General features: G+C 69.8%; 14 protein-coding genes. 8 read left to right on the top strand and 6 right to left on the bottom strand.

All coding sequences use genetic code 11. The annotated features are described in order from the left end of the window. The first annotated feature begins 280 nt into the window (after window positions 1-280). Both ACTJLF_RS18250 and ACTJLF_RS18245 read left to right on the top strand, forming a co-directional pair. Complete coding sequence (locus ACTJLF_RS18250; protein ID WP_440883647.1) at window positions 281-1,165, top strand: universal stress protein; 885 nt, start codon at window positions 281-283, stop codon at window positions 1,163-1,165. After that, a complete protein-coding gene (locus ACTJLF_RS18245; RefSeq protein WP_440883646.1) occupies window positions 1,162-1,797 on the top strand; it encodes an N-acetyltransferase in 636 nt (211 codons plus the stop codon). Before ACTJLF_RS18250 ends, ACTJLF_RS18245 begins: the two co-directional genes overlap by 4 nt. 4 nt (window positions 1,798-1,801) lie before the next feature. Here the strand turns inward: ACTJLF_RS18245 and ACTJLF_RS18240 are convergent, their stop codons facing one another. Then, window positions 1,802-2,758, bottom strand: coding sequence for a LysR family transcriptional regulator (locus tag ACTJLF_RS18240; protein WP_440883645.1), 957 nt, complete (start codon window positions 2,756-2,758; stop codon window positions 1,802-1,804). An 87-nt stretch (window positions 2,759-2,845) separates the two neighbouring features. On the opposite strand from ACTJLF_RS18240, the gene add reads away from it, so the two are divergent. Genes add through ACTJLF_RS18225 form a run of 3 tightly spaced genes read left to right on the top strand, consistent with a single transcriptional unit; the run spans window position 2,846 to window position 6,040 of the window. Then, on the top strand, window positions 2,846-3,955 hold the full coding sequence (add, locus tag ACTJLF_RS18235; RefSeq protein ID WP_440883644.1) for an adenosine deaminase: 1,110 nt from the start codon (window positions 2,846-2,848) through the stop codon (window positions 3,953-3,955). An 8-nt stretch (window positions 3,956-3,963) separates the two neighbouring features. Then, window positions 3,964-4,944 (top strand): Bug family tripartite tricarboxylate transporter substrate binding protein, encoded by a 981-nt coding sequence (locus tag ACTJLF_RS18230; RefSeq protein WP_440883643.1) that lies wholly within the window; start codon window positions 3,964-3,966, stop codon window positions 4,942-4,944. Window positions 4,945-4,948: 4 nt separating this feature from the next. Continuing rightward, window positions 4,949-6,040, top strand: a complete 1,092-nt coding sequence (locus ACTJLF_RS18225; protein WP_440883642.1) for a nucleoside hydrolase — start codon at window positions 4,949-4,951, stop codon at window positions 6,038-6,040. A gap of 33 nt (window positions 6,041-6,073) precedes the next feature. Here ACTJLF_RS18225 and ACTJLF_RS18220 read toward each other — a convergent pair whose 3' ends face one another. Beyond that, complete coding sequence (locus ACTJLF_RS18220; RefSeq protein ID WP_019655760.1) at window positions 6,074-6,526, bottom strand: CBS domain-containing protein; 453 nt, start codon at window positions 6,524-6,526, stop codon at window positions 6,074-6,076. A gap of 166 nt (window positions 6,527-6,692) precedes the next feature. Here ACTJLF_RS18220 and ACTJLF_RS18215 point away from each other — a divergent pair, with 166 nt between their 5' ends. Next, window positions 6,693-8,003 carry an O-acetylhomoserine aminocarboxypropyltransferase gene (locus ACTJLF_RS18215; protein WP_126185062.1) on the top strand — a complete coding sequence of 437 codons (1,311 nt, stop codon included), beginning with the start codon at window positions 6,693-6,695 and terminating at the stop codon, window positions 8,001-8,003. Window position 8,004: 1 nt separating this feature from the next. Beyond that, window positions 8,005-8,811, top strand: a complete 807-nt coding sequence (locus tag ACTJLF_RS18210) for an alpha/beta fold hydrolase (protein ID WP_440883641.1) — start codon at window positions 8,005-8,007, stop codon at window positions 8,809-8,811. 3 nt (window positions 8,812-8,814) lie between these two features. On the opposite strand, the gene ACTJLF_RS18205 is transcribed toward ACTJLF_RS18210, so the two are convergent. Continuing rightward, complete coding sequence (locus ACTJLF_RS18205; RefSeq protein ID WP_440883640.1) at window positions 8,815-9,804, bottom strand: Bug family tripartite tricarboxylate transporter substrate binding protein; 990 nt, start codon at window positions 9,802-9,804, stop codon at window positions 8,815-8,817. Between the two features lie 8 nt (window positions 9,805-9,812). Next, the gene (locus tag ACTJLF_RS18200; RefSeq protein ID WP_440883639.1) at window positions 9,813-11,240 is read right to left on the bottom strand and encodes a M20 family metallopeptidase; all 1,428 of its coding nucleotides are present in this window, start codon (window positions 11,238-11,240) and stop codon (window positions 9,813-9,815) included. Window positions 11,241-11,367: 127 nt separating this feature from the next. Between ACTJLF_RS18200 and ACTJLF_RS18195 the strand changes: the two genes are divergently transcribed. Beyond that, window positions 11,368-12,336 carry a LysR family transcriptional regulator gene (locus tag ACTJLF_RS18195; RefSeq protein WP_440883638.1) on the top strand — a complete coding sequence of 323 codons (969 nt, stop codon included), beginning with the start codon at window positions 11,368-11,370 and terminating at the stop codon, window positions 12,334-12,336. On the opposite strand, the gene ACTJLF_RS18190 is transcribed toward ACTJLF_RS18195, so the two are convergent. Both ACTJLF_RS18190 and ACTJLF_RS18185 read right to left on the bottom strand, forming a co-directional pair. Beyond that, on the bottom strand, window positions 12,320-12,982 hold the full coding sequence (locus tag ACTJLF_RS18190; RefSeq protein WP_145758965.1) for an NAD-dependent epimerase/dehydratase family protein: 663 nt from the start codon (window positions 12,980-12,982) through the stop codon (window positions 12,320-12,322). The two genes, ACTJLF_RS18195 and ACTJLF_RS18190, sit on opposite strands and share 17 nt — an antisense overlap. 18 nt (window positions 12,983-13,000) lie before the next feature. Continuing rightward, window positions 13,001-13,393 (bottom strand): thioredoxin family protein, encoded by a 393-nt coding sequence (locus tag ACTJLF_RS18185; protein ID WP_405054263.1) that lies wholly within the window; start codon window positions 13,391-13,393, stop codon window positions 13,001-13,003. Between the last annotated feature and the right edge of the window lie 84 nt (window positions 13,394-13,477).

Genomic DNA, 13,477 nt, shown 5'->3' with positions numbered 1-13,477 from the left:
GCCGCCATGCAACGCCAGCCCTTGATCCGCAGCACGCCGCGCGCAGTCTTCACTGCGCGGACCGTCGCGGGGTCGCACCAGACCCTCGCAGATCTCTGAGCCCGGCGGTCAGCCTCCTTCCCCTTTCATCAGCACCTTTCATCGACCGCCGGGCCCAAGCCCCGCGCGGTAGCGCGCCCGCCCGGGCGCGCAGCGCCTTCCCCCGCTGAACCCCTTGCCCGTCGCCAGCCGCTTCGCCGCGGACGGCGGCCGGCCTTGCCATGCGGAAAGAGCACTGACGATGAGCAACATCCAATCGATCCTGGCGGTGACGGACCTGTCGGCGCACGGCCTGCGCACTGTCGTGCGCGCAGCCTCCATCGCGGCGGCGCACGGCGCGCTGCTGAAGATCATGTACGCCCCCGCGGCCTTCGCGGGTCCTGCGAATGCCGATGCGGCAGGCGGCCTTGGCGCCGTGTGCCTGGAGGTGGCCGAGCGCTTCGGCATCCTCGTCAAGAAGATCGACGACACGCGAGGACTGCTCGACGATGCCGCGCGCGAGGCGCGCTGGTGCGACCTCGTGGTGATCGGCGACGAACCCGACCGCTCGCTCGCCGCCTTCTTCCAGGGCCAGCCGGCCGAACGGCTGCTGCGGGCGTCGCAGCGGCCCGTGCTGGTGACAAGGCTGCACGCACAGGCTGGCGGCTACGCGCGCATCCTCGTCGCCGTCGACCTCATCGAGGAATCGCGCTCGCTGGTCGACCTGGCCTGCGACCTCGACGAACAGGCCGATATCGAGCTGTTCCATGCCTTCACACCCATGCATGAAGGCAAGCTGCGCTATGCCGACGTGTCGGCGCACGCGATAGACGCCTACCGTCACGCCTGCGCCCGCCAGGCGCGCGAACGCATGCTGTGGCTGTCGGACGCGTCGAACGCGCGCCGCAACCGCGTGGTGTCGTCGATCGGGCGTGGCGATCCGGCTCGGCAGGCGGCCGTGCAGCAGCAGTACACGGGGGCCGACCTGCTGGTGGTCGGCAAGCGCAGGCGCTCGGCGCTGACGGATTTCCTGCTCGGCAGCGTGGCGCTGCGCGCGCTGAGATGGTCCACGGGCGACGTGCTCGTGGTGCCGCACGGCACGCAAGTTCGGCATGCTCCCTCACTCGCGCAAAGGGGCACGGCATGACCATGCTGGCACTGCCATTCCCTTTTCTTACGCCGCTGCCGGGCTGCCTCTTGAGGCCGGCCGAGCTTCGCATCGACGTGGCCCCGGGCAAGCCAGGCCCCGCGGACACGCTCGCGCCCGTCCACGAGCGCATGCGCGCCATGCACGACCGCCTTCTGGAAATGCCGGGCCTTGCGCTCGGCGACCCCGGCCTGCGCGCACGTTTTCGCGAGGCCGACGGCGAGTTGTACGTCTACATCGAGGACCTGCGCCGGGACATGCTCGTGGGCTACACCGTGTTCAATCGTCTGATCGAGCTGAGCCGCAGGGCGGATCGCCACGTCCGTGCGCCGCATTCGCAGTACCACCCGGCCTGGCAGCGGCGCGGGCTGGCCTCCGCCGTCTACCGCTGGGCACTGGACCGGGGCATCTGCCTCATGAGCGGCGCACGGCAATCGCCGGGCGCGCATGCGCTCTGGCAGCGGCTGGCGTGCCGCTACGAGGCCGGCTTCGCCGATCTGCGATGCAAGCAGCTGAACTATCTGGGCCGCGAGATCGATGGCGCCACGCTCGATGCGCTGCACACCCGCATGTTCCTGATCGGCGAAGGCTGGACGCTGGAGCGCTTCCGCTTCGAGACGCAGATGGGCTAGCGCCTCAGCGCCGCGCCCGCGCGCCCTTGCCGCTCACGCGCCGCACCGTCGCCTCGCCGGCCTGCGGCAGCCGCTCGCGCAGGAAGGCGATGAGCTCCTGCGCCACCACGTTGCGCATCGGCCCCGGCAGGTAGGCCAGCACCACTCGGCGCTCGACGCGCGGCTTCAGCAGCGGCACCACGGCCAGCTCGGGGTCGCGCAGCGACGAGGTGTACAGGCGCGGCATCAGCCCCAGGGCCTGGCCGCCGCGCACCAGCGCATAGAGCGTCTCGGAGTAGCTCACGCGGTAGGGCTGCGGCCCCTGCGCGAACTGCGCACGCGCCGGGTTTCCCAGCGCCGGCATGCTTCCGCTTTCGAAGAGCACCAGCCGCTCCTTGCCGATGGCCTCCCAGCTCGCATCGCCGGCCGCCGCCAGCGGGTGGTCGCGCCGCACCACCAGCACGAGCGGGTCACGGAAGAGGTCGATGCAGGTAAGGCCACCCGGCGGCTCGGTGATGGCGGCCACGGCCATGTCGATCTGGCCACTGCGCAGCTCGGCCAGCAGGGTGTTCGACGGGGCATCGCGCCAGGACAGCTCCACCTCGCGATGGCCGTCCTGAAGGAACTCGCTGGCGGCAGCCGCCACCCGCGCGCTGGCCGAGGGGATCACGCCGATGCGCACATAGGCCCGGCCGCGCTGCACCGTGCTCTCGATGTCGCGCAATGCCACCTCGAAGGTGTTGACCAGGAAGTCGGTGCGCGCGAGCACCTCGGCGCCCACGGGCGTGAGTTCGAGCCGATGGGTGGACCGGGTGAGCAGTTCGGCGCCAAGCAGCTTCTCCATCTGCTTGATGGCGTTGCTCAGGGCCGGCTGGGTGATGGCCAGCCGCCGCGCGGCCCTGCCGAACTGGCCTTCTTCCACGAGCACCGAGAAGAACTGCAGCTGGCGCAGCGTGAGAGCGCGCAGGGGCAAGGCGGCCATGGCGAATCCCTGGTTATTGATTCAGTGAATCAAATTATAGAAATTCAAAATTTTCCTTATGGGCACTGCGTTACTAGACTGCCCGCCATGATCAGCCCCACGTCCGCGCCCACCATCTCCGCAGCGCCCCTCACGCTGGAGGTGATGCTGCATGCGATGCCCAAGGCCGAGCTGCACTGCCACCTGTTCGGCACGGTGCGCCACGAGACCTTCAAGCAGCTCAACCGCCGCGCCGGCTCTCCGCTGGCCGACGACGAGATCGAGGGCTTCTACACGCGCGGCGAGAAGCCGGTCGGTGTGCTGCGGGTGCTGCGCGCGCTCGATGCCCAGCTGGTGCGCAGCGCCGGCGACCTCTACCAGCTCACGCTCGAATACCTGCAGGACGCCGCTGCCCACAACGTGCGCCATGCGGAGTTCTTCTGGAACCCGACCGGCACGGTGCATGAGTCGGGCATCGCCTACCCGCTCGCGCAGGGCGCCATCGTGCGGGCCATCCAGGATGCGAAGCAGGAGTTCGGCATCTCCGGCCGCCTCATCGCCGCCATCGACCGCGAGGCCAGCCCCGAGGCGGCCGTGGAGATGGTCGAATGGGTCAAGGCTCATCGCTGCGACGAAGTGATTGGCATCGGCATCGACTACCGCGAGGTCGACCGCCCGCCCGAGATGTTCGCCCGGGCCTATGCCGACGCGAAGAAGGCCGGCCTGAAGACCACCGCGCACGCGGGCGAGTTCGGCATGCCCTGGACCAACGTGCGCACCGCGCTCGACGAATTGCAGGTCGACCGCATCGACCACGGCTACACGGTGGTCGACCAGCCCGACTACGCGCGCAGGTGCGCCGAGCGCGGCGTGATCTTCACCGTCGTGCCCACCAACTCCTACTACCTGCGCACCCTGCCCCCCGAGCGCTGGGCGCTGGACCACCCCATCCGCCGCATGCCCGGCCTGGGCCTGCGCATCCACCCGAACACCGACGACCCGACGCTGCACAAGGTCACGCCCACGCAGGCCTGGCTGATGATGGTGCGCGACTTCGGCTTCGGGCTGGACGACCTGCGCGGCTTCATGCTCAACGGCCTCGACGGCGCATGGATCGACGACGCGCAGCGCCGCGAGTGGCGCACGCAATGGAGCGCCGAGTTCGACGCGCTGCGCGCCCGGCTCGACACCGAACCCGCCCCCACCAACCACGAATGACCCACGCCATGAACACGCCCCGCCGCCTGCTCCTTGCCGCTGCGCTCTGCGCCGCCCTTCCCGCCGCCGCCCTCGCACAGGCGGCATGGCCTGCCGCCAAGCCCATCACGCTGATCGTGCCCTTCACGGCCGGCGGCAGCGTGGACGTGAACGCGCGCCTCGTGGCCCAGCGCCTCGGCGAACGGCTCAAGCAGTCGGTGGTGGTCGAGAACGTGGCCGGCGCGGGCGGCGCGATCGGCGTGGCGAAGGCGGTGAACGCGGCGCCCGACGGCTACACGCTGGTGGCGGGCCCCGACAGCGCCATCGCCATCGGCAAGCTGGTGAACCCCTCGGCCTTCCGCTTCGATCCGCTGAAGGACCTGGCGCCGGTGGGCATGCTCAACACGGCGCCGATGGTGCTGGTGGCACGGCCCGGCCTCGAGGCACAGACCTTCTCCGACTTCGTGAAGCTGGCCAAGGCCAAGCCCGGCAAGTACAACTACGCGACCTCGGGCGTGGGGACCGTGCTGCAGCTGGCGATGGAGCTGCTGAAGGAGCGCAGCGGCATCTTCGTCACGCACGTGCCCTACCGCGGCGGCGCGCAGATCGCCACCGACGTGATCGGCGAGCAGGTCGACCTGGCGATGCTGGTGAGCACCAGCGCGATTCCGCACGTGAACGGCAAGCGGCTGAAGGCGCTGGGCATCACCGGCAGCAAGCGGCTGGCCGCGCTGCCCAACGTGCCGACCTTCGACGAGATGCCAGGCCTCAAGGGCTTCGACATGGTGAGCTGGACCGGCATCTTCGCGCCCGCGAAGACGCCGCCGGCCGTGGTCGCGCAGATCAACCAGGAACTCAACGCGGTGCTGCAGGAGGAAGGCGTGCGCAGCAAGCTCGTGGAGCAAGGCGCGCTGCCGGGCAGCGGCACGCCCGAGGCCTTCGCGAAGTTCGTGCAGGCCGAGTACGCGCGCAACCAGAAGATCGTGCAGACCGCCAACATCAAGGAGTGAGCGCGTGACCAGGCCCTTGCTGTCCCGCCGCGCCCTGCTGCTGGGCGCATCCGCCGCCGGCCTCGCGGGCGTGTCATGGGCCCAGAGCCCGAGCCCCGCCCAACTGGCGCAGGCACTCGCCGGCACCCCGGCCACCCGGCTGCCCCCGGTGACGGGCAGGCGCCAGGTCATCATCGACACCGACCCCGGCCAGGACGACGCCATCGCCCTGCTGATGGCCATGGCCGCCACCGACCGGCTCGACATCAGGGCGCTGACCGTGAGCGTGGGCAACCTGCCGCTGGCGGTGACCGAGAAGAATGCGCGCATCGTGCGCGACTGGGCCGGGCGGCCCGAGATTCCGGTCTACGCCGGCTATCCGCGCCCGCTGGTGCGCGAACCCATCTTCGCCGACGACGTGCACGGCAAGACCGGCATGGAAGGCCCGACGCTGCACGAGCCACGCGGGCCGCTGGAGCCGAAGCATGCGGTGCAGTACATCATCGAGACGCTGCGCGCCGCCCAGCCTAGGAGCATCACGCTCGTGGGCCTGGGGCCGCTCACCAACTTCGCGGCCGCGCTCAACTCGGCGCCCGACATCAAGCCGGCCATTGCCGAGATCGTGGTGATGGACGGCTCCTGGGGCGTGGGCGGCAACATCACGCCGGCCGCCACCTTCAACGTGTATGCCGACCCCGAGGCCGCGTCGATCGTGTTCCGCAGCGGCGTGCCGGTCACGGCCATGTCGCACGACGCGGCGCGCCGCGTACTGCTCACGCCAGAGCGCATCGCACCCTTCCGCGCCATGCGCAACAACGCCGGCAAGGTGGTGGCGGACATCTTCGACTCGATGATGGCCTACGGCGTGCGCCGCCGCGGCGTGGCGGTCGGGCCGATCTACGACCCGTGCGTGATCGCCTATCTGCTCGAGCCCGAGCTCTTCAAGGGCGCGAAGGTGAGCGTGGATGTGGAGACGAAGGGGGAGTTCACGACCGGCGCGACGGTGGTCGACTTTCGCGGCTACAACCGCCGCACGCCCAATGCGCTGTGGATCAGCGAGGCCGATACCGAGGGCTTCTACGCCCTGCTGCAGGCGCAGATCGCGCGGCTGCCCTGACCAGGGCCTGCCGCGCAAGGGGATGCCGGCGGGTCAGCCGGCCTTCTCGTCTTCCTCGGGCCAGTCGCGGATGTAGGCCTTGAGCATCTTGTTCTCGAAGTTCTGGCTGTCCACCACGGCCTTGGCCACGTCGTAGAAGCTGATCACGCCCATCAGCATGCGCTTGTCCATCACGGGCATGTAGCGCGCGTGGCGCTCCAGCATGATGCGGCGGATCTCGTCGAGGTCGGTTTCCAGGGTGCAGGTGACGGGGGCGTCGTCCATGGCCTTGCGCACGAGCGTGGTGCCGACCTGGCCCCCGTTGGCGACGATGGTCACGATCACCTCGCGGAAGGTGAGCATGCCGACCAGGTCGCCGTGTTCCATGACCACCAGCGAACCGATGTCCTTTTCCGCCATCGTCTTGGCGGCTTCTGCCAGCAGGTCGTCTGGCGTGATGGTGAAGAGCGTATTGCCCTTGACGCGAAGGATGTCGCTGACTTTCATCGTTTTGCTCCTCTGGGGACTCAATCTCGGCTATCTCGGCGGGCGTGCCGTTTTTGAATATAGCCCACAATCGACGCCGACCTGAGCGCCCCTGTCGCGCACGCTGAATTGCAGACGTAACGGGGCTTTGCCAGGAGACAACAGCTCAGACACGAGAAAGGCCCTCATGCCCGGATATTCCGACCCCGGTTTCGACACCCTCGCGCTGCACGCCGGCGCCGCGCCCGACCCCGCCACCGGCGCGCGGGCGGTGCCGATCCACCTGACCACCTCCTTCGTCTTCGAATCCAGCGACCACGCGGCCGCCCTGTTCAACCTGGAGCGCGCCGGCCACGTGTACTCGCGCATCAGCAACCCGACCAACGCGGTGCTGGAGCAGCGCGTTTCGGCGCTCGAGGGCGGCATCGGCGCCATCGCCACCGCCAGCGGGCAGGCGGCGCTGCACCTGTCGGTGGCCACGCTGATGGGCGCGGGCTCGCACATCGTGGCCAGCACGGCCCTGTACGGCGGCTCGCAGAACCTGCTGCACTACACGATGCGCCGCTTCGGCATCGAGACCACCTTCGTGAAACCCGGCGACCTCGACGGCTGGCGCGCCGCGGTACGCCCCGAGACCAAGCTCTTCTTCGGTGAGACGGTGGGCAACCCCGGGCTCGACGTGCTCGACATTCCGGCCGTGGCCGACATCGCCCACGAGGCGGGCGTGCCGCTGCTGGTCGATTCCACGCTCACCTCGCCCTACCTGATCAAGCCCTTCGACTGGGGCGCCGACCTGGTCTACCACTCGGCCACCAAGTTCCTCTCGGGCCACGGCACCGTCATCGGCGGCGTGGTGGTCGACGGCGGCAGCTTCGACTGGGAGAAATCAGGCAAGTTCGCCGAGCTGACCCAGGCCTACGACGGCTTCCACAACATGGTGTTCAGCGAGGAAAGCACCGTCGGCGCCTTCCTGCTGCGTGCCCGCCGCGAGGGGCTGCGCGACTTCGGCGCCTCGATGAGCCCGCACACGGCATGGCTGATCCTGCAGGGCATCGAGACGCTGCCGCTGCGCATGGAGCGCCACATCGACAGCACGCAGAAGGTGGTCGAGTTCCTCGCGAGCCACCCCTTCGTGTCGCGCGTGGGACATCCGCTGATCGAATCGCACCCGAGCCACGCGCTCGCGCAGAAGCTGCTGCGTCACGGCGCGCGCGGCGCCGGAGCCGTGTTCAGCTTCGACATCAAGGGCAGCCGCGCCCAGGGCAAGGCCTTCATCGAGGCGCTGAAGCTCTTCAGCCACCTGGCCAATGTAGGCGACTGCCGCAGCCTGGTGATCCACCCCGCGAGCACCACGCACTTCCGCATGACTGACGAGGCGCTTGCCGGTGCGGGCATCTCGCAGGGCACGATCCGCCTCTCGATCGGCCTGGAAGACCCGGCGGACCTGATCGACGACCTCAAGCGCGCCCTGAAGGCCGCGGAAAAGGCGGGTGCCTGAGATGAACTACACCGTCAACGGCCACGCCACCTACTGCTACACCGGCGGCAAGCCCTTCGATGCGGCCAAGCCCACGGTCGTCTTCATCCACGGCGTGCTCAACGACCACAGCGTGTGGATCCTGCAGAGCCGCTGGTTCGCCAACCACGGCTGGAACGTGCTCGCGGTCGACCTGCCCGGCCACTGCAAGAGCGAGGGCCCGCCGCCGGCCAGCGTGGAAGAGGCGGCGCAATTCGTCATCGCGCTGCTCGACGCGGCGGGCGTGCAGAAGGCAGCGCTGGTCGGCCACAGCTTCGGCTCGCTGATCGCACTGGAAGCGGCGTCGCGCGCGCCGGAGCGGATCACGCGGCTCGCGATGGTCGGCACGGCCTATCCGATGGCGGTGTCGCCCGCGCTGCTCGAAAGCTCGGTGAGCGACCCGCAGCGCGCCATCGCCATGGTCAACACCTTCTCGCACTCGCTGCTGGCGCCGCCGCCCTCCTCGCTCGGCCCCGGCACCTGGCTCTACGGCAGCTCGCGCGCGCTGATGCGCCGCGTGCTCGCGAGCAACCGCGAGGCGAATGTGTTCCACATCGGCTTCAAGGCCTGCAACGACTACGCGAACGGCGAGGCGGCCATCGAGAAGGTGCAGTGCCCCGTGCTCTTCCTGCTCGGCGATGCCGACCAGATGACGCCGCCGCGCGCCACCAAGGCGCTGGTGGGCAAGGCGCGCAACGCGAAGGTGGTGACGGTCAGCGCGGGCCACTCGCTGATGAGCGAGGCGCCCGACGAGGTGCTGTTCGCGCTGCGCGACTTCCTGAACGCCTGAGCCCTACTCCGCCGCGATGCCCGCCCGGTGGGCGAGCGCGCGGTAGCGAGAGATCTCGCCTTCCATCTGCGCGCGGAACGCCGCCGCGCCGATGGCCACCGGCTCCATTCCCTGCGCGCGCAGCTGGGACTGCAGAGCCGGGTGGCCCATGGTCGCGACGACGGTGCGGGCGAGCTTGTCGACAACCGGAGCCGGCGTGCGCGCCGGGGCGGCGAAGCCGTACCAGGCATCGAAAGTGGCCTCGGGCAGGCCCTGTTCGGCCAGCGTGCGCACCTCCGGCAGCATGCTGGAGCGCGTCGCGCCCACGATGCCCAGCGCGCGCAGCTTGCCTGCGCGCACGTGCGGCGCCACCGCCGCCACGGTGTCGATGGCGATCTCGACCTCGCCGCCGATCACCGCCAGCGCGCTCTGGCTGCTGCCCTTGTACGGAATGTCCTGCAGCTGGATGCCCGCGGCCAGCGCGAACAGCTCGCCCGACAGGTGGGGCCCCGAGCCGGAGCCGAAGGTGGCGTAGCGGATGCTCTTCGGCCTCGCCTTGGCCGCCGCGACGAGTTCGGGCAGCGACTGCCAGGGCTGGCCCTTGCCCACCACCAGCACCAGGGGCGTGCGCGCCACGATGGCGATGGGCGCGAGGTCGCGCACCGTGTCGTAGGGCAGCCTGGCGCGCAGGGCCGGGTTCACGCTGAAGCTGGTCGAGCCCGACAGCAGCAGCGTGTAGCCATCGGGTGCGGCCTTGGCGACCGCGTCGGTGCCGATGATGGTGGAGGCGCCCGGCTTGTTGTCGATCACGACGGGCTGGCCGAGCTGCTCCGACAGCGTCTGCCCCATCGCCCGCGCAACCAGGTCGGTGCCGCCACCCGGCAGAAAAGGCACGACGAGCTTGATCGGACGTTCGGGCCAGGCCCCCTGGGCGAAGACGGGCGAATGAGCGCCCGACACGGCGCAAGCGGAAAGAAGCAGGCCGAAGCGGCGACGGGAGATGGCGATGTCCATGGTGCGTGTCAGGAGAGAGTGGAAGCGGATTGCGCAAGCCGGCCGGCGGCCCATGGCGCGAGGCCCGGCTCGCCCAGGTCCCAGTAGAGGCCGGCCATGATCTGCAGGCCATCGCGCGCCAGCGGCGCGAGCAGGTGTTCGTTGGGCGCGTGCTGCGAGCAGGCCGGGTACGAATGCGGCACCCACAGCGTGGGCAGCCCGAGCAGGTCGGCGAACACGTCGTTGGGCAGCGAACCGGCCAAGTTGGGCAGCAGGTCCAGGCGCTGGCCGCTGCTTTCCTCGATGGAACGACGCGCCCAGCCCACCCAGGGGTTCTCCACGTCGAGCCGTGTCGCGGCGCCGGTCAGCGTGACCTCCACCTCGACCTGGCCGAAGCCGTGCGCATCGAGGTGCGCGCGCACGATCTTCTGCAGGTCCTGCCAGGGCGTGCCGACCACGAAGCGCAACTGGCAGTGCGCCACCGCCTCCGAGGGAATCGCGTTGACGGGCCGCTGCGGCGAGCCTGCGCCGAGCGCCAGCACCTCGATGGTGTTCCAGGCCACCAGCCGCTCCGCCGGGCTCAGGCCGGGCTCGCCCCAGCCTTCGTCGACCTCGGGATCGTCCGCGCCGCCGCCGATGGCGATGCTGGCCAGCGCATCGCGCACCGCCTGTGTGACCGGCGGCGGGCGAAGCGCCTCGACGAGGATGCGTCCGCGCGCATCCACCAGCGAAGCCACCGCATGGCTGACGACGGTGCCCGGATTGACCAGCACACCGCCCCAGTTGCCCGAGTGATAGCCGCGCGGCCGGGCGCGCAGGCGCAGGCTGAAGTTGACCGCGCCGCGTGAGCCTAGGAACAGCGTCGGCCGCGCCGCGCTCACGCGCGGTCCGTCGCTGGCGATGAACAGGTCGGCGCGCAGCTTGTCGCGCTGCTGCGCGCAAACCGCGTGCAGGCCGGGCGAGGCGGCCTCCTCGCCCATCTCGACGAGCCAGGTCACGTTGTAGCCGAGCCTGCCGCCGCGGGCCTCCAGCGCTGCCGCCAGGCCGCCGATGTTGATGCTGTGCTGGCCCTTGTTGTCGGCCGTGCCGCGCCCGTACCAGCGCTCGCCGCGTGCCGTCAGCGCCCAGGGGGCGAGGCCCTCTTCCCAGTGCGCGTCCTGCCCGCTGACCACGTCGCCGTGCCCGTAGGTCATCACGGTGGGCAGGGACGGGTCCTCGATGCGGCGCGCGATGAGGAAGGGCCCGCCGCCGGGCATCGGGTTGGCGACCACCTCGCAGGCGAAGCCGAGTGCGGCGAGCGGCGGAATCATCTCCTCGCGCAGGTAGGCCTCGAGCGCAGGCGTGGCGGCGCCGGTGTCGCTTTCGGTGCGGAAGGCGACGCGGCGCTGGAGGTCGGCGAAGAAGCCGCCCCTGTCGAAGTAGGCGGCTGCGGCGGCGAGGCTGTCCTTGCGTTGCATGAAGGGTTCCTTGTCTTTCGGTCCATCGGGACAGCAAGTACAAGGCCTGAAGGCCGATGCTTCCAGCATCGTTTTGGCAAGCTACCATTGCCTTGAAGGCAATTCTTCGGGTACTTCCATCCCTGCCATGACGCTCCCGCTCCTCAGCATCCCGATGCGGCACTTCCTCGAAGTGGCGCGCAGCGGCTCTGTAAATCAGGCGGCCGCGCGCCTCTTCGTGGCCTCATCGGCGGTGAGCCGGCAGATCGCCAAGCTGGAGGACAGCCTGGGCACGCCGCTCTTCGAACGGCATGCGCGGGGCATGGCGCTCACGGCGGCCGGCGAGCGGCTGGCGGCGCACCTGCGCAATGCGCAGATCGACATCGAGCAGGTGGTAGAGCAGGTGCGCGACCTCGGCGGCCAGAGTGCGCGGCGCATCCGCATGGCCTGCACCGAAGGCTTTGCGGGGCACTTCATGCCGCTGGTGATGCGCAGCTTCGAGTCGGCCAACCCGGGCTGCCAGCTGGAGCTGCACGTGGGCTCGCCCGACGGCGTGAGCGCGCTGCTGGCGCGCGGCGAGACCGACATCGCGCTCAAGTACGTGGTCGCGCCCGAGCCCGGCCTGAAGATCGAGCACTCGGTCACCGCGCCGGTGTATGCGGTGCTGCGGCCCGACCATCCGCTGGCACGCCAGCGCGTGGTGTCGGTGGCCGACGCGGTGCGCTATCCGCTGGCCGTGGGCGACAAGGGCGTGACCGCCCGCCAGCTCTTCGACCAGGCCTGCAGCCTGCAGGGGCTGCAGTACCACGCGCTCTTCGTGAGCAATTTCTCCTCGGTGCTGCTGCCGCTGCTGCGCACGCCCGATGTGATGCTCTCGGGCCTGGTCACGGTGATGCACCTGATCGACGACGGCACGGTGGTGGCGCGGCCTTTTGCAGAAGCGCCGCTGCAGCAGCGGCAATTGCAGGTGCTGGCGCTCGAAGGCCGCACGCTGCCGTCGCTGGCGCAGGACTTCGTGCGGCACCTGGTCGCGGCCATCGCCAGCGCGGGGCGCCGCAAGCTGGGGCGCGCGCAGGCTTCCGGCGCAACGAAGAAGAAGATCAGCCCAGGGCGTTGATGTCGGCGGGGTCGAGGATCGGCTTCGGCGCACCGTTGCGCGCCACCGCCAGCATCGCGCGTCCCACCTTCTCGGTGGTCGTCACCCGGTTCGGCCAAAGCCGGAAGGCCAGCCCGAGCACCGGCTTGAGCACGACGATGGCCGCGTCGTACACCGGCGTCTTCGAGCGGATGCCGTGCAGCGGCTGGATCATGCCGGGACGGAACATGTAGGCCGCCTTGAACGGCAGGCGCAGCAGCGCGTTCTCGGTCGCGCCTTTCACCCGCGCCCACATGCTGCTGCCGCGCTCGCTGCTGTCGGTGCCCGCGCCCGTCACGTAGGTGAAGGTCATGCCCGGGTTGAGCCGAGCGAGCACGGTGGCGGCGGCCAGCGTCAGGTCGTAGGTGATGTGCCTGTACTCGGGCTCCTTCATGCCCACCGAGGACACGCCGAGGCAGAAGAAGCAGGCATCGAAACCCTGCAGCTGCGATTCGACGTCGCCGTAGTCGTACATGTTCCTGTGGACCAGGTCGCGCAGCTTCGGGTGCTGCTGCCCCGTGGGGTTGCGGCCGATTGCGACGACGCTTTCCACGTCGGGCGCCAGCAGGCATTCACGCAGCACGCCCTGCCCCACCATGCCGGTGGCGCCGAAGATCAGGACTTTCATGGGAAAGGCTCCAGCCGGTCAGACCGCGAAGACTGCGGGCTTCTTGTTCAGCACGGCCAGCAGCAGGTCGACGTCGAGGCTGGAGGGCTGCGGCGCCTGCAGCGCCGAGAGCATGCGCGAGAGCGTCTCGGCATGCGGCAGCAGCGGACCCAGGAAACGCGTGCCATCGGAACCGGCGACCAGCAGGGTCGGGAAGGTCTCGACGTCGAAGGCATCGGCGATGTCGGCATGGTCCTCGATGTCGACCCAGGCGAAGCGGAACTGCGGATGCGCCCGTGCCACTTCCTGGAGCAGCGGCCGGTAATCGCGGCAGGTGCCGCACCATTCGGCGCAGAGGCAGACGACCCAGGGCGCATCGCCGGCCGGACCGGCGGACTCGGGGGAGCTCGGAAGGCTTGGAATAGCGCTCAAGGCTGATGCGTCGGTGGTGTGATCGGAAGGCCGGATGGTGCGGCCGGGAGGTCGTGGCTATTATGGACAAAGCCCTCCCGAAGG

This window comes from Variovorax sp. 22077 (assembly GCF_052044195.1).
GTDB lineage: Bacteria > Pseudomonadota > Gammaproteobacteria > Burkholderiales > Burkholderiaceae_C > Variovorax > Variovorax atrisoli.
Note: the sequence above shows the minus strand (reverse complement) of the source record. Positions and strands in the feature narration are given on the sequence as shown.

Excerpts from the sequence above, each read along its gene's own strand:
- ACTJLF_RS18215 (WP_126185062.1), top strand. The coding sequence starts at position 6,693 with ATGCCCGGATATTCCGACCCCGGTTTCGACACCCTCGCGCTGCACGCC.
- ACTJLF_RS18250 (WP_440883647.1), top strand. The coding sequence starts at position 281 with ATGAGCAACATCCAATCGATCCTGGCGGTGACGGACCTGTCGGCGCAC.
- ACTJLF_RS18195 (WP_440883638.1), top strand. The coding sequence starts at position 11,368 with ATGACGCTCCCGCTCCTCAGCATCCCGATGCGGCACTTCCTCGAAGTG.
- ACTJLF_RS18190 (WP_145758965.1), bottom strand. The coding sequence starts at position 12,982 with ATGAAAGTCCTGATCTTCGGCGCCACCGGCATGGTGGGGCAGGGCGTG.
- ACTJLF_RS18230 (WP_440883643.1), top strand. The coding sequence starts at position 3,964 with ATGAACACGCCCCGCCGCCTGCTCCTTGCCGCTGCGCTCTGCGCCGCC.
- ACTJLF_RS18240 (WP_440883645.1), bottom strand. The coding sequence starts at position 2,758 with ATGGCCGCCTTGCCCCTGCGCGCTCTCACGCTGCGCCAGCTGCAGTTC.
- ACTJLF_RS18200 (WP_440883639.1), bottom strand. The coding sequence starts at position 11,240 with ATGCAACGCAAGGACAGCCTCGCCGCCGCAGCCGCCTACTTCGACAGG.
- ACTJLF_RS18205 (WP_440883640.1), bottom strand. The coding sequence starts at position 9,804 with ATGGACATCGCCATCTCCCGTCGCCGCTTCGGCCTGCTTCTTTCCGCT.
- ACTJLF_RS18210 (WP_440883641.1), top strand. The coding sequence starts at position 8,005 with ATGAACTACACCGTCAACGGCCACGCCACCTACTGCTACACCGGCGGC.
- add (WP_440883644.1), top strand. The coding sequence starts at position 2,846 with ATGATCAGCCCCACGTCCGCGCCCACCATCTCCGCAGCGCCCCTCACG.
- ACTJLF_RS18245 (WP_440883646.1), top strand. The coding sequence starts at position 1,162 with ATGACCATGCTGGCACTGCCATTCCCTTTTCTTACGCCGCTGCCGGGC.
- ACTJLF_RS18220 (WP_019655760.1), bottom strand. The coding sequence starts at position 6,526 with ATGAAAGTCAGCGACATCCTTCGCGTCAAGGGCAATACGCTCTTCACC.